The organism is Acidovorax sp. FG42 (genome assembly GCF_057809195.1).
The window spans coordinates 125,677-138,819 of sequence record NZ_JBMDJM010000008.1 but is presented as its reverse complement, the minus strand read 5'-3'; the positions used below and the strand labels follow the sequence as shown (position 1 = coordinate 138,819).

General features: G+C 66.3%; 13 protein-coding genes. 2 read left to right on the top strand and 11 right to left on the bottom strand.

What is annotated here, in order from left to right; genetic code table 11:
* Positions 1 to 34 precede the first annotated feature (34 nt).
* A complete protein-coding gene (locus ACODSM_RS10900; RefSeq protein WP_488805261.1) occupies positions 35 to 1,087 on the bottom strand; it encodes a CDP-6-deoxy-delta-3,4-glucoseen reductase in 1,053 nt (350 codons plus the stop codon).
* Positions 1,088 to 1,135: 48 nt separating this feature from the next.
* Between ACODSM_RS10900 and ACODSM_RS10895 the strand changes: the two genes are divergently transcribed.
* Complete coding sequence (locus ACODSM_RS10895; protein ID WP_488805260.1) at positions 1,136 to 2,080, top strand: SDR family oxidoreductase; 945 nt, start codon at positions 1,136 to 1,138, stop codon at positions 2,078 to 2,080.
* A gap of 54 nt (positions 2,081 to 2,134) precedes the next feature.
* Here ACODSM_RS10895 and ACODSM_RS10890 read toward each other — a convergent pair whose 3' ends face one another.
* The 5 genes from ACODSM_RS10890 to ACODSM_RS10870 all read right to left on the bottom strand — a co-directional run bounded on the left by ACODSM_RS10890 (position 2,135) and on the right by ACODSM_RS10870 (position 6,155).
* Complete coding sequence (locus ACODSM_RS10890; protein WP_488805259.1) at positions 2,135 to 2,797, bottom strand: DUF4124 domain-containing protein; 663 nt, start codon at positions 2,795 to 2,797, stop codon at positions 2,135 to 2,137.
* Positions 2,798 to 2,841: 44 nt separating this feature from the next.
* Positions 2,842 to 3,387: a hypothetical protein gene (locus ACODSM_RS10885; RefSeq protein WP_488805258.1), complete on the bottom strand. Its 546-nt coding sequence runs from the start codon at positions 3,385 to 3,387 to the stop codon at positions 2,842 to 2,844.
* 338 nt (positions 3,388 to 3,725) lie between these two features.
* The gene (locus tag ACODSM_RS10880; protein WP_015015359.1) at positions 3,726 to 4,685 is read right to left on the bottom strand and encodes a chemotaxis protein; all 960 of its coding nucleotides are present in this window, start codon (positions 4,683 to 4,685) and stop codon (positions 3,726 to 3,728) included.
* Between the two features lie 139 nt (positions 4,686 to 4,824).
* Complete coding sequence (locus ACODSM_RS10875; RefSeq protein ID WP_015015358.1) at positions 4,825 to 5,127, bottom strand: antibiotic biosynthesis monooxygenase family protein; 303 nt, start codon at positions 5,125 to 5,127, stop codon at positions 4,825 to 4,827.
* A 125-nt stretch (positions 5,128 to 5,252) separates the two neighbouring features.
* Positions 5,253 to 6,155 (bottom strand): LysR family transcriptional regulator, encoded by a 903-nt coding sequence (locus ACODSM_RS10870; RefSeq protein ID WP_343736041.1) that lies wholly within the window; start codon positions 6,153 to 6,155, stop codon positions 5,253 to 5,255.
* Between the two features lie 134 nt (positions 6,156 to 6,289).
* Here ACODSM_RS10870 and ACODSM_RS10865 point away from each other — a divergent pair, with 134 nt between their 5' ends.
* On the top strand, positions 6,290 to 6,931 hold the full coding sequence (locus tag ACODSM_RS10865; RefSeq protein WP_488805257.1) for an NAD(P)-dependent oxidoreductase: 642 nt from the start codon (positions 6,290 to 6,292) through the stop codon (positions 6,929 to 6,931).
* Between the two features lie 92 nt (positions 6,932 to 7,023).
* Here the strand turns inward: ACODSM_RS10865 and ACODSM_RS10860 are convergent, their stop codons facing one another.
* The 5 genes from ACODSM_RS10860 to ACODSM_RS10840 all read right to left on the bottom strand — a co-directional run bounded on the left by ACODSM_RS10860 (position 7,024) and on the right by ACODSM_RS10840 (position 13,083).
* The gene (locus tag ACODSM_RS10860; protein WP_488805256.1) at positions 7,024 to 8,304 is read right to left on the bottom strand and encodes a TRAP transporter large permease subunit; all 1,281 of its coding nucleotides are present in this window, start codon (positions 8,302 to 8,304) and stop codon (positions 7,024 to 7,026) included.
* 33 nt (positions 8,305 to 8,337) lie between these two features.
* Complete coding sequence (locus ACODSM_RS10855) at positions 8,338 to 8,907, bottom strand: TRAP transporter small permease (RefSeq protein WP_488805255.1); 570 nt, start codon at positions 8,905 to 8,907, stop codon at positions 8,338 to 8,340.
* Between the two features lie 25 nt (positions 8,908 to 8,932).
* Entirely contained in the window at positions 8,933 to 10,162 is a 1,230-nt protein-coding gene (locus ACODSM_RS10850) for a fumarylacetoacetate hydrolase family protein (protein WP_488805254.1), read from the bottom strand.
* A 53-nt stretch (positions 10,163 to 10,215) separates the two neighbouring features.
* The gene (locus ACODSM_RS10845) at positions 10,216 to 11,997 is read right to left on the bottom strand and encodes an IlvD/Edd family dehydratase (protein WP_488805253.1); all 1,782 of its coding nucleotides are present in this window, start codon (positions 11,995 to 11,997) and stop codon (positions 10,216 to 10,218) included.
* 66 nt (positions 11,998 to 12,063) lie between these two features.
* A complete protein-coding gene (locus tag ACODSM_RS10840; protein ID WP_488805252.1) occupies positions 12,064 to 13,083 on the bottom strand; it encodes a TRAP transporter substrate-binding protein in 1,020 nt (339 codons plus the stop codon).
* Positions 13,084 to 13,143: the final 60 nt, after the last annotated feature.

The window sequence follows — 13,143 nt, the reverse complement described above, 5'->3', positions numbered from 1 at the left end:
TCAGTGGGGTGGCTGGTGCCGTGGGGGGGCTAGGTCAGCCGCCATGCTTGTCGGCTTCTGAGGTGAAGGCGTCGGCAAAGAATTCCTCGGGCGGCAGGCCGCGCTGGGCGCTGTAGGCATCGCGGGCGGATTCGACCACGATGGGGGCTCCGCAGGCATAAACCTGGTGGCCCGAGAGGTCTGCAAAATCATCCAGCACCGCCTGGTGCACGAAGCCGGTGCGGCCCGTCCAGCCGTCCTCGGGCAGCGCATTGGAAATGACCGGAACGTAGCGCAGCCACGGCAGCTCTGCCACGCGGGCCTGCACCCAGTCTGCCAGGTACAGATCGCCCGGGCGACGGCCGCCCCAGTACAACACGGTGGGGCGGCTGATGCCCTTGAACTGCAGGTGCTCGATCAGCGCCTTGATGGGGGCAAAGCCGGTGCCGGACGCCAGCAGCACGATGGGCTTGTCTGAGTCTTCGCGCAGGAAGAAGCTGCCGAACGGGCCCTCGACACGCAGGATTTCCTTCTCTTTCATCGCGCCGAACACATGGTCGGTGAACTTGCCGCCCGGCATGTGGCGGATGTGCAGTTCCACGCCCGGCGCCTCGGCCTGGGTGTGCGGCGCGTTGGCCATCGAGTAGGCCCTGCGCGCACCGTCGCGCAGGATGAATTCAATGTACTGGCCCGCGTGGTAGCGGAACGTGTCTGCCGCAGGCAGCTGCAGGCGCACCTGCATCACGTCGTGCGACATCTTTTCGAGCGAGGCCACGCGCACGGGCATCTTTTTGATGGGGTAGGCACTTTCGTCGGTGACCTGGCGTGATTCGAGCACCACGTCGGACAGCGGCTGCGCGCAGCAGGTCAGCACCAGGCCTGCGGCTTCTTCGTCGGCCGAGAGGGCCTTGGACTGGTGGGCGCCGTGCTGCACGGTGCCGCTGATTTTTTTGCATTTGCACGAGCCGCAGGCGCCGTCCTTGCAGCCATAGGGCAGGCCCACGCCGCTGCGGATGGCGGCGGCCAGGATGGCTTCGCCCGCATTGGCACTGAAAGCGCGGCCACTGGGCTGCACGGTGATCTGGAAAACGGACTCAGCACTGGTCATGGAGTGGGTATCCTCGGGGGCTCTTGTAGTCAACGGACGGTTCCGATTTTGCCTTCAAACCAAAACCCCCTCGGCGCCCTGCCAGCCCGCTTTCGTCGCGAACGCCTGCTGATCGTGGGCTGTGGTGATGTAGGTCAACGGGTGCTGCGCAATTTGCAGACCGGCCCTGGTGCTGGCCGCATGCAGGTGCTGGCGCTGACCTCCAGTGCAGGGCGGGTGGCGGGGCTGCGCGCACAGGGCGCCCGGCCGCTGTTGGGCAATCTGGACGATGCGGCGACGTTGCGCAGGCTGTCTGGCCTGGCCACACGTGTGCTGCACCTGGCGCCGCCGCCGGGTGAGGGCGCGGGGGGCAATGCATGGTGGCGCGACCCGCGCACCGTGGCGCTGACCCGGGCGCTGCGGCTGCGCAGCCTGCCAGCGTCATTGGCGTATGCGTCCACCAGCGGCGTGTATGGTGACTGCCAGGGCGCCCTGGTGCAAGAGACGCGGACCGTGGCCCCTGGCACACCGCGCGCCCAGCGCCGTGTGAACGCCGAACGCGCCGTGCGCCATCTGGGCCGTGCCGGCGTGCGGGCCACGGTGCTGCGCATACCGGGCATCTATGCGCCTGACCGAGAGGGTGGCACCCCAGACGCGCGCTTGCGTCGGGGCACGCCCGTGCTGGTGGCTGAGGACGATGTGTTCACCAACCACATCCACGCCGACGATTTGGCCCGCGCTTGCATGGCGGCGGTGTGGAAGGGCCGGCCGCAGCGCGCCTACAACGTGAGTGATTCCACCCATATGAAGATGGGCGACTACTTTGACCTGGCGGCCGACCTGTATGGTCTGCCGCGCCCGCCGCGTGCGCCACGCAGCACGGCGCAGGAGCAGCTGTCGCTGATGCTGTTGAGCTTCATGAGTGAATCGCGCCGGCTGGACAACCAGCGCATGCTGCGCGAGCTGGGGCTGCGGTTGCGCTACCCCAGCGTGGCCGAAGGGCTGCGGGCCTGAGAAGCCGCGCAATAACTTCGAAGGTTTCTCAATCCGCCTGCAACGGACGCCCAATCAGCGTGGGTAGCTGTTGCCCTGCGCGTCGTAGCAGCGGAACACGTTGCACTGCGTGAATTTTTTGGGGGCGGGTGTGGGTGGCGGTGGCTGCACGGGCGTTGGCCGCACGGGGTAGTACGGCGGGGGAACGACCACCACGGGTGCCGTGGTGTTGGACCGGGGCCGGGATTTCTCCACCTCTGCATAGCCCTGGGGGCCCAGGCAGTCCAGGTCGACCTGGCGCTGTGCCGCCTCCACCCGCAGGTTTTGTTCGTAGCCACCACCCGTGGCGCTGCTCAGCACCACATCCAGGTTCCGCCGCGAGCGAGCGCACTCCGGAGAGCGCGCATAGTCGATCGTCTTGGCTGGGGCCGCGTGGTCACGCTGTGCATTGCGCCGTGCCTCGGTCTCTGCAGCCGTTGCTTCGGCCTGCAGCCGCTGCTGTTTGCGGGCCAGCGCTTCGGCAGCTTCTTCGCGCTCCTGCTGGATCTCTTGTGGGGTCTTGCGGGCCTCTACCTCACGCTCGGTGGCGCCGCTGGCGCACTTGCCGTCGGTGTAGGTGACCTTGCCCGTGGCAGCGTCGGTGCAACGTATCACTTGCGCCTGGGCTCCCAAGGGAGCCCAGGCACCCAGGAAGACCACGCACAGACCGGTGATGAGAATGTGTCGACGTGGCTTCATGGTCATGAAAAAGTGGCTAGGGCAGCGGGTTCAGCGACAGGCCATCAAGGCTTTTCCTGGCTGTTGGACTGCTGGCGCGAGCGCCAGTCGTACGGGCTCGGTGTATAGCTGTCAGGCGCCAGACGACCGGGGCGGTTCTCGCGGTTACGGCGGTCTTCGGCGGCACGGCGGTCCCGTTCGGCCTGCTCCCGGCGGGCCTGGTCTTGCTCACGGGCTCTGCGATCCAGTTCGCGGGCTTGCTGATCGCGCCGCTCACGTTCGCGGGCGGCCCGGTCGCGTTCTGCGCGGTCCCGCTCACGTTCCCTTTCGCGCCAGTCACCGCGGTTGCGGTCGTTGTCCCAGCGGTTGTCGTCGCGGTCACGTCCGCCGTAGTACACAGCGGGCGGTGGGGCCGAATAGATCACGCCGGGCGCGCGGTACACGGGCGGGGCCTGGTACACCGGCTGCGGCGCGCTGTAGATGTAGCCTGGCTGTTCGTACACGGGGTAGCGTGGAGCATCGTAGTACGGGTCGCCGGGCACGGTGGCGCACCCAGTCACCAGGGCCCCCAGAACCGTGGCCGAAAGGATGCGTGTGATGGTGTAGTTCATGGTGTTCAGACTCCGGCCGGAATGGCGCGTTCCGCCCCGTCCGTAAAGCCCATGAAAAGCGCTCCGGTGGAACGTTACAAATTTCAGGAGCCTGGCACAGGGGTGCCAATCACTTTAGCGCGTGGGGCGGGTGTTTGGTTGACCCGCCGTCAGCACAGGTGCAGAGAAAGGCTGTAACAACCCGTGAAGGCAGGCGCGCCCTGCCGGTAGGTACTAACAAAAATGATAGCTACCGAGGCATATTCAATCGGCGCTACGAGCTAACTGGACGTAGTGTGGCATCCTTCAAAACACAACGGCCCCGCAGGGCCATTGTGATGGGGGGAGGGGCCGCCGGTTTACTTGGGGAGCACGCGGCGGATGGTTTCCGCCAAGTCTTCGGCCACAAACTTGGCGACGTAGCCATCCGCCCCGACGCTGCGCACATGGTCTTCGTTGGCCGAGCCCGACAGCGAGGAGTGGATAACCACCGGCAGGCCGTGAAAACGGGCGTCCTGCTTGATGTTGCGCGTCAGCGTGAAGCCGTCCATTTCGGGCATTTCCAGGTCGGTCAGCACCATGGCCACGCGGTCGAGCACGGTTTTGCCTTCGGCCTCGGCGCTCTTGGCGATGGCATTGAGCCGGTCCCAGGCCTCCTTGCCGGACTTGACCATTTCGTACGGTGCGTTGAGCACCTTGAGTTCTTGCTCGATTAGCGAGCGGGCGACAAACGAATCGTCGGCCGCCAGGATGATGCAGCCGGGCTTGAGTTTGAGCTTGGCGCCCACCTTTTCCTCGGTGACCTCATGACCGTCAGAAGGCGAGATCATTTGCAGGATCGCCTCCACGTCCAGCACCTGGGCCAGGCGGGACTCGTCGGTGTTGCCATCCAGGCGGGCAATGCTGGTCACCAGCTTGCCGGCTGCGCCGCTGGTCTCTGCCGACAGCACCTGCTTCCAGTCCAGGCGCACGATGTCTTCCACCGACTCGACCGCAAATGCCTGGGTGGTGCGCGCGTATTCGGTCACCAGCATGATATTCAGGCCCGTCTGAGGCTTGCAGCCGACGATGGAGGGCAGGTCCAGCACCGGAATCACCTGTCCGCGCAGGTTGACCACCCCCAGCGAATGGGCCGTAGTGCCAGCGATCGGCGTGATGCTGGGCATGGCCACGATCTCGCGGATCTTGAAGACGTTGATGCCGAACAGCTCGGACTTGCCCAAGGCGCTGTCGATGCCCAGGCGGAACAGCAACAGCTCGAACTTGTTGGTGCTGGTGAGGTTGGTCCGCTCGTCGATGTCCTGCTGGATGGCTTTCATGTTGGATCCTTCGCGCGGTAATGAAGATACGAAGATACGCGCTTTTACAAATTCTAGGACCCAAACGGCATGCGCAGTGCGCTAAATCTTCAGGCAATACCCGAATAGTGCGCTGCAGCATCCGTGCGTGGCGGCGCCGTCACACCCTGTCCGGCGTGACGGGCTCAAAGTGCACAACCGTGGGGAACGGATCGTAAAAATGGTGCAGCAGCCGCTTCCATTCCTGGTACTGGGCGGACTGGCGGAACCCCACCTCGTGGTCGGTCAGGGTGGCCCAGCGCACCAGAAGCACATAGTCCTGCGGTCGCTCCATGCAATGGCCCAGCTCATGGGACAAATAGCCGGGCATGGACGCAATGATGCGCTGCGCCTGGGCAAAAGCCTGCTCAAACGCGCTGTTCTGACCGGTGCGGACAGTGAGGTGGGCAACTTCAAGAATCATGGATGTCTCCGCAACGGTCTGGTCAAGATATCAGCCACTGTGCAAGGTCTGCCGCAGGGGCGTGGCGTTGCCGTGGGGCTTCCGCGCAGTAGTGGGCTGGCAGGGTTTCACAGTATCGCCGGGCCTCAGTCCGAAATGCCCGGCACCTGCTTCAGGTAGGCGTGCAGCGCTGCAATCGCCTGGCGCACCTTTGCGGGCTGGGCATCGCGCTGGGGCGTGACGGCCCAGATATCCAGCGTGCCAAACGACCACTCCGGCAGCAGCCGCACCAGCCGCCCGGCCTGCAGCGCATCGTGCGAATCCATGCTGCCCACCAGCGCCAACCCCAGCCCGGCTTCGCACATCTGCTGGATCGAGAGCTGGTTGTTGCTGGCAATGCGCGGCTCCACGCGCAGCGCGCGGGGTTCGCCGGTGGGGCTGCGCAGGTCGATGAGCAGCCCACCCCCCTCCCGCGCAAAGCCCAGCCAGCTGTGGGACAGCAGCGCGTCCGGGTGCTGGGGCATGCCATGTGCGGCCACCCAGTCGGGCGACGCGCACAGGTACCAGTGCATGCCCCCCAGGCGCCGCGCGGCCCAGGTCGAATCTGCCAGGCGCCCGTAGCGCACCGCCAGATCGATGCGGGCGTTGATGAGGTCGATGGTGGAGTCGTCCACCAGCAGCCGCAGGCGCAGCGCCGGGTGCGCGGCCAGCAGTTCTCCCAGGGCGGGCGCAATGTGCCGCGCAAAACCTACGGTGGCCGACATCCGCAACTCGCCGCTCGGCGCATCGCGCGAGGCCGCCAGCTCGGCCCGCGCCTGCTCCGCCGCCGCCCACATGGCAGCGCAGCGCGCGTGGTACCGCTGGCCCGCCTCGGTGAGCGCCAGCTTGCGTGTGGAGCGGTGCAGCAGCGTCACGCCGCCATCGCTTTCGAGCTTGCGCACCTGCTGGCTCACCGCCGAGGTGCTCATGCCCAGGGCGCGCGCGGCGCCGCTCATCGAGCCGTGTTGCACCACAGCGGCAAACACGGCCATGCGTTTGAGGTCTTCCATCATGGGTCAACGAGAGTGGTAGGGAGTTGATTGTGAAGTAGAGCTTCAAAAAGAAGGCTGTTTTAACCCTCTACCGCCTGCTTTGACAAGCTCCTATTCTCACTACATCGCAACTTTGACCCCAAGGACACCGTATGAACATCGCCCTGATTGGTGCCACCGGCTTTGTCGGCTCGGCCGTGCTGAACGAACTGCTGCAACGTGGTCACCGCGTGACCGTGCTGGCCCGCAACCCTGGCAAGCTCACCCCCCGCGAAGGCCTGACCGTGGTCGCCGCCGACGCGCAGGACGCTGCCCAGGTGGCCAAGGCGGTCGCTGGCCACGACGCCGTGGTCAGCGCCTACAACCCTGGCTGGACGGTGCCAGACATTCACGACCAGTTCCTCAAGGGCACGCGCGCCATCATCGACGGCACCAAGGCCGCCGGTGTGCGCCGACTGCTGGTGGTGGGCGGCGCAGGCAGCCTGTTCGTGGCGCCCGGCGTGCAGCTGGTGGACACGCCCCAGTTCCCGGCCGAATGGAAGCAGGGCGCCCTGGCAGCCCGCGAGGCGCTGAACTGGATCCGTACCGAAAACACGCTGGACTGGACCTTCCTCTCGCCCCCCATCCTGCTGCAGCCCGGCGAGCGCACCGGCCAGTACCGCCTGGGCGACGAGGCCCCGCTGATGAACGGCGACCAGCCTGGCAGCATCAGCGTGGCCGACCTGGCGGTGGCAATGGCCGACGAACTGGAAACACCACGCCACGTGCAAAAGCGTTTCACGGTGGCCAACTGAACAGCGCTTAGGGGTGAGTAACTCCTGATTTGATAGCTGCAAGCGTAATATCCACTAGCGCTTGCGGCATTTTTTGCTTCAAACCTGTAGATTCATCCCGTAAACCACCGCATCGGCACCAGCACGAGCGACGGAAACAGCACCATCAAGAACATCACCGCGAACTGCGCCACCATGAACGGGATGACGCCCCGCGTCACGTCGTCCATGCGCATCTTGCCCACTCCGGCCACCACGTTCAGCACCGTGCCCACGGGCGGGGTGATGAGCCCGATGGCGTTGTTGATGATGAACAGCACGCCGAAGTAGACCGGGTCGATGCCCGCAGCCTTCACCACCGGCATCAGCACGGGTGTGAGGATGAGGATGGTGGGGGTCATGTCCATGGCGGTGCCCACGGCCATCACCAGCACCATGATGGCGATGAGCAGCAGCGTGGGGTGCTCCATCAGCGGCTTGAGCAGGCCCACCAGCTGGCGCGGGATGTCGGCCACGGTGATGAGCCAGGCGCTGACCATGGCGGCTGCCACCAGGAACATGATCACCGCCGTGGTCTTGGCGGCGCTGATGAACACGTCAGTGAGCTGGCGCCAGTGCAGCTCGCGGTAGACCAGCGTGGCCACGAACAGGGCGTAAACCGCAGCCACCGCCGCCGCCTCGGTGGGCGTGAACACGCCCATCTTCAAACCCACGATCACGATGACCGGCAGGAACAGCGCCCACGTGGATTCCTTGAGCGCCCGCAGCTTCTCGGCCGTGGAGGCCTTGGGCGGCGGCGTGACGTTCTCGCGCTGCGACACCCAGTACCAGGTGACCGCAATCGCCAGCCCCATCAGCAGCCCCGGCACGATGCCCGCCAGGAACAGCTTGCTGATCGACACATTGGCCGCCACGCCAAACACCACGAAGCCGATGGAGGGCGGAATGACCGGCGCGATGATGCCGGCCGACGCAATCAGTCCGCCCGCACGTGCCTTGTCGTGCCCGGCCTTCACCATCATGGGCAGCAGCAGCGCCGCCAGTGCTGCCGTGTCGGCCACGGCCGAGCCCGACAGCGCCGCCAGCATGCAGGCGGCCAGGATGGCCACAAAACCCAGCCCGCCGCGCTTGTGCCCCACCAGCGTGAGCGCGAGCTTGACGATGCGCTGCGACAGCCCACCCACGTTCATGATTTCGCCCGCCAGCATGAAGAAGGGCACCGCCAGCAGCGGAAAGCTGTCGGCGCCGTTGATCACGTTCTGCGCCAGGATCTGTGCGTCAAACAGGTCCAGGTGCCACATGAGGGCGACGCCGGACACCAGCAGCGCGTAGGCAATCGGCACGCCAATGGCCATGGCGGCCAGCAGGGAGCCGAGGAAGATAAAAACGGTCATGGAAGAGCGCTCCAGGTCATTGCGGTGTGGGGCTCACTGGCGCGAGGCCGTGGGCGCGGGGGCTGCGTGTGGCAGCTGGCTGCCCACGGCGGCCAGTTCTTCGGATTCGGCGATCTGCACCAGCTCGCTGTCCGGCATCTGCCCCGACACAATGCGCCACAGGTCCAGCGCCAGCAGCAGGCCCGCCGCCACGGCAAACACCACGCCGGACGCATAGAAGATGGCCATGGATGCACCGGTGACCGGCGCATCCACATCCCAGTTGATGCGTGCCTGCGCCAGTGCGCCGCTGAACAGCAGCCAGGTGCACCAGATCATCAGCGCGTAGCTCAGGCCCAGGCAAATGCGCTGGCCCAGCGGTGGCAGGCGCGCCAGCAGAAAGTCGGTGCCCAGGTGGCCCCGCTCGCGCACCGCCACGATGGCGCCCAGAAAGGTGATCCACACAAACAGCCAGCGCGACACCTCCTCGCTGATGGCAATGCCGGAGTTGAACGCATACCGCAGCACCACATTGCCAAACACCATGGCCACCATCACGGCCAGCGCCAGGGCGATGAGCAGGTTGATCCAGCGGCAGCAGCGGTCGATGAAGGCATTCAGCATCGGTGTCTCCTTTTTTCTTCTTCACTCAGAGTGCGGCGCCCTGCAGCAGCCCACGCTGCGCCAGGTTGGCCATGAAGGCGCGCAGGCCAAAGCGCCAGTGCGGGGCGGCCTCGCTGTGGGTCACGCGGTTGTGCAAGCCGCCCAGCCAGGCGCTCTGGATGGACACCAGGTCGCCCAGGTGGTGGGTGAAGCCGCCGCCCGGCTGGTCGCGGTCTTCGATGGGGGCGAACAGTGTGCCCATGAACAGCATGAAGCCGTCCGGGTACTGGTGCGCGGCCAATGTCTGCGCCACCAGGTCGGTGGGGTCGCGGCTGATGCTGGCCATGGTGTTGATGCCGCGCAGCTCAAAGCCGTCTTGGCCCGCCACGCGCAGGTGCACCGTCTCATTGCGCACCTGTTCCAGCCCGAAACTGGCGTCAAACAGGCGAATGAACGGGCCCAGCGCGCAGGACGCGTTGTTGTCCTTGGCCTTGCCCAGCAGCAGAGCGCTGCGGCCCTCGATGTCGCGCAGGTTCACGTCGTTGCCCAGCGTGGCGCCCACGATCTGGCCCCGGCTGTTCACGGCCAGCACCACCTCGGGTTCGGGGTTGTTCCAGGCCGAATCGGAGCGGATGCCGATGTCGTCGCCACAGCCCACCGAGGCCAGCACCGGTGCCTTGGTGAACACCTCGGCATCGGGGCCGATGCCCACCTCCAGGTACTGCGACCACAGGCCTTTGTCCTGCAGCAACGCCTTCAGGCGCATGGCCTCGGGGGAGCCGGGGCGGATGTCGGCGAGGTTCTCGCCGATGAGGCCGATGACCTGGTTGCGCAGGCCCTGCGCGCGGGTCGCGTCGCCGCGCGCCTGTTCTTCGATCACGCGCTCGATCAGGCTGGCCGCAAAGGTCACGCCCGCCGCCTTGACCACCTGCAGGTCGCACGGGGCCAGCAGCCAAGGGCGGGTGGCGTCGCGCGCGCCCGGTTGGCTGTTGGCCAGCAGGTCCTCCACACTGCACAGGTACTGGCCGGTGGCGGTGCGCGCAGCCTCTGCCGGTGCCAGGGTGTCGAGCAGCGTGCTCATGGTGGGGTAGTGCGCGCTCAGGTCAAAAACACCTTCGGGCCGCAGTGCCACCACGGCGGGGCCGGGCACCGCCCCTTGGGGTGCCCACACACGGCCCACCAGCGTGCCTTGCAGGCCGTCGTCGGGGAGCACTTGCAACGCGGCTTGGGGCGCACGGGCCCGTTCGGCAACTGCTGCTGCCGTCATGTTGTTCATGTGGAGTCCTTTGAAAAAAACCGGGTTGGCGCCAGTGGCCCGCCCGTTCGTTGTCAGTGGTTGTGGCGTGGCGTCTTTTCGGAAATGCGCTGAAATTCCAGCGCAAAGTCCAGCGTGGCGCCATCGGCCAGCTGCCCCGTTTTCTCGCGGTACAGCGCCTCCCACGGCGACTGGCTCGCGGGCACGGGCGGGGCGGGCAGGTCACGCTTGCGGCGCGCGATCTCTTCGGGGGCGACCAGCGCATCGCAGCGCCCGGTGTTCAGGTCGATGCGGACGGTGTCGCCGCTTTGCAGCCAACTCAGCCCTCCGCCCACGGCGCTTTCGGGCGATGCGTTGAGGATGGACGGGCTGTCTGCCGTGCCTGATTGGCGCCCGTCGCCCAGCGTGGGCAGGGTGTTGATGCCGCGCCGGATCAGCGCGTCCGGCGGCTGCATGTTCACCACTTCGGCCGACCCCGGCCAGCCGATAGGGCCTGCGCCGCGCATGACCAGGATGCAACCTTCGTCGATGTCGAGCGCCGGGTCGTTGATGCGCGCGTGGTAGTCGTCCGCACCCTCAAACACCACAGCACGGGCTTCAAAGATGCCTTCCGCGCCCGGCTGGCTGAGGTAGCGCTGGCGAAAGGCTTCGGAGATCACCGAGGTCTTCATGATCCCGAAGTCGAACAGGTTGCCGCTGAGCACCATGAAGCCGGCCTTTTCCATCAGCGGGTTGCTGAAGGGGCGGACCACCTCGCGGTCATGGGTCTCGCGGCCTTGCAGGTTCTCGCCTACTGTCTTGCCCGTCACGCTGGCGCAGTCGGCGTGCAGCTTGCCGGCCTGCTGCAGCTCCCACATCAGTGCGGGCACGCCGCCGGCGCGGAAGAAGCGCTCACCTAAAAACTGGCCCGCAGGCTGCATGTTCAGCAGCAGCGGCAGGTCGTAGGCATGGTCGGTCCAGTCCTGCGCGTCCAGCTGCACGCCAGCATGCCGCGCCATGGCCATGATGTGCACCTGCGCGTTGCTGCTGCCGCCCGCCACGCTGACCACGGAAAGCGCGTTCAGGAAACTCTCGCGCGTCAGGATGCGCGAGGGGCGCAGGTCTTCGTACGCCATCTCCACGATGCGCCGCCCGGTCTCGTAGGCCATCTGGCCACGCTCGCGGTACGGTGCCGGGATGGCCGCGCAGCCCGGCAATGACAGGCCCAGCGCCTCCGCCACGGCGTTCATGGTGGAGGCCGTCCCCATGGTGTTGCAGTGCCCGGCGGAGGGCGCGCTGTTGCAGGCGCGCTGCAAGAATTCTTCCTCGTCGATCTCGCCTGCGGCCAGCTGGCGGCGGCTGCGCCAGATCACGGTGCCTGAGCCCACGAGTTGACCCTCGTGCCAGCCATCGAGCATCGGCCCGCCCGAGAGCACGATGGCCGGAATGTCCACGGTGGACGCGGCCATGACGCCCGCCGGCGTGGTCTTGTCGCAGCCTGTGGTCAGCACCACCGCATCGATGGGGTAGCCGTAGAGGATCTCCACCAGGCCCAGGTAGGCCAGGTTGCGGTCCAGCGCGGCCGTGGGGCGGCGGCAGTTTTCAAAGATGGGGTGGACGGGGAACTCCATCGGAATGCCACCCGCATCGCGGATGCCGTCGCGCACGCGGCGCGCCAGATCCAGGTGGATGCGGTTGCAGGGCGACAGGTCGCTGCCCGTCTGCGCAATGCCGATGATGGGCCGGCCCGAGCGCAGTTCTTCGGGCGTCAGCCCGTAGTTCATGAACCGCTCCAGGTACAGCGCGGTCATGTCCGAGCGCTCGGGGGCGGCAAACCATTCGCGGGAGCGGAAGGGGCGGCGGGGTATTTTTGTCATGGGGTCGGGGCGTCGCAAAAGAGGGGCTGGGCGCAGCCGGACGCTGCGCCCCGGGAAGCGTGCAAATTACTTGCCGCCCCGCGCCTTGGCCAGCTCGCCCATCAGCTCGCTGGTGGTCTCTTCGCCAAACTCCTTGCCGTACTTGGCCAGCACGGGCTGCAGCTTGGTGCGCAGCTTGGCCTGTTCGGCGGCGGGCAGCTCGGTGATCTGCATGCCGGTCTTCTTCAGTTCGCCCAGGGCGGTTTCGCTGAAGGCGCGGATGGTCTTGCGCTCGAACACCGTGGCCTCGCGCGCGGCCTCCTGCACGATCTTCTTCTCGTCGGCCGAGAGGCCGTCCCAGGTCTTCTTGGAGATGAGCAGCACCCAGGCGCTGTACATGTGGCGCGACAGCACCAGGTGCTTTTGCACTTCATAGAACTTGCTGGCCAGGATGGTGGCGGGCGGGTTCTCCTGGCCGTCTACGGCCTTTTGTTCCATGGCGGTGTACAGCTCGGTGAACGGCATGGGCGTGGCGTTGGTGCCCAGGGCATTGAAGGTGTCGAGGAACAAGGGGCTCTGGATCACGCGCAGCTTCAGGCCCGCCAGGTCGTCGGCCGTGTTGATGGGGCGGCGCGAGTTGGTCACATGGCGAAAGCCGTTTTCCCAAAAGCCCAGGCCGATCAGGCCCTTGTCGGGCAGCATGGCCAGCAGCTTCTGGCCGAAGGGGCCGTCCAGCACCGCGTCGGCTTCTGCCTCGTTGTTGAAGGTGAGCGGCAGGTTCAGCACGCCAAAGGGCTTGATCAGCGACATCAGCGTGGACGAATCCGGGATCGTCATTTCTAGCGTGCCGCCGCGCAGGGCCGAGGTCATGCTCACGTCATTGCCCAGCGCGCCGCTGGCAAATAGCTTGGCGTTCATCTTGCCGCCGCTCTTGGCCTGCAGGCGCTCGGCAAAGTGACGCACGGCCTGGGCCTGCGGGTGGTCGTCGCTCAGGCCGATGCCGACCTTGAAGGTGTGTTCCTTGACTTGTGCCGCGGCGGGCGCGGCGAGGGCGGCCAGCAGCGTGGCGCCGAGTGTCAAGGATTTGGCGAGTGATGTGAATTGCATGGTGTCTTGTCTCCGTTGGAATGGCTGACCCCGTTGGCGAGGCCTTCGGCGCCTGCGGCT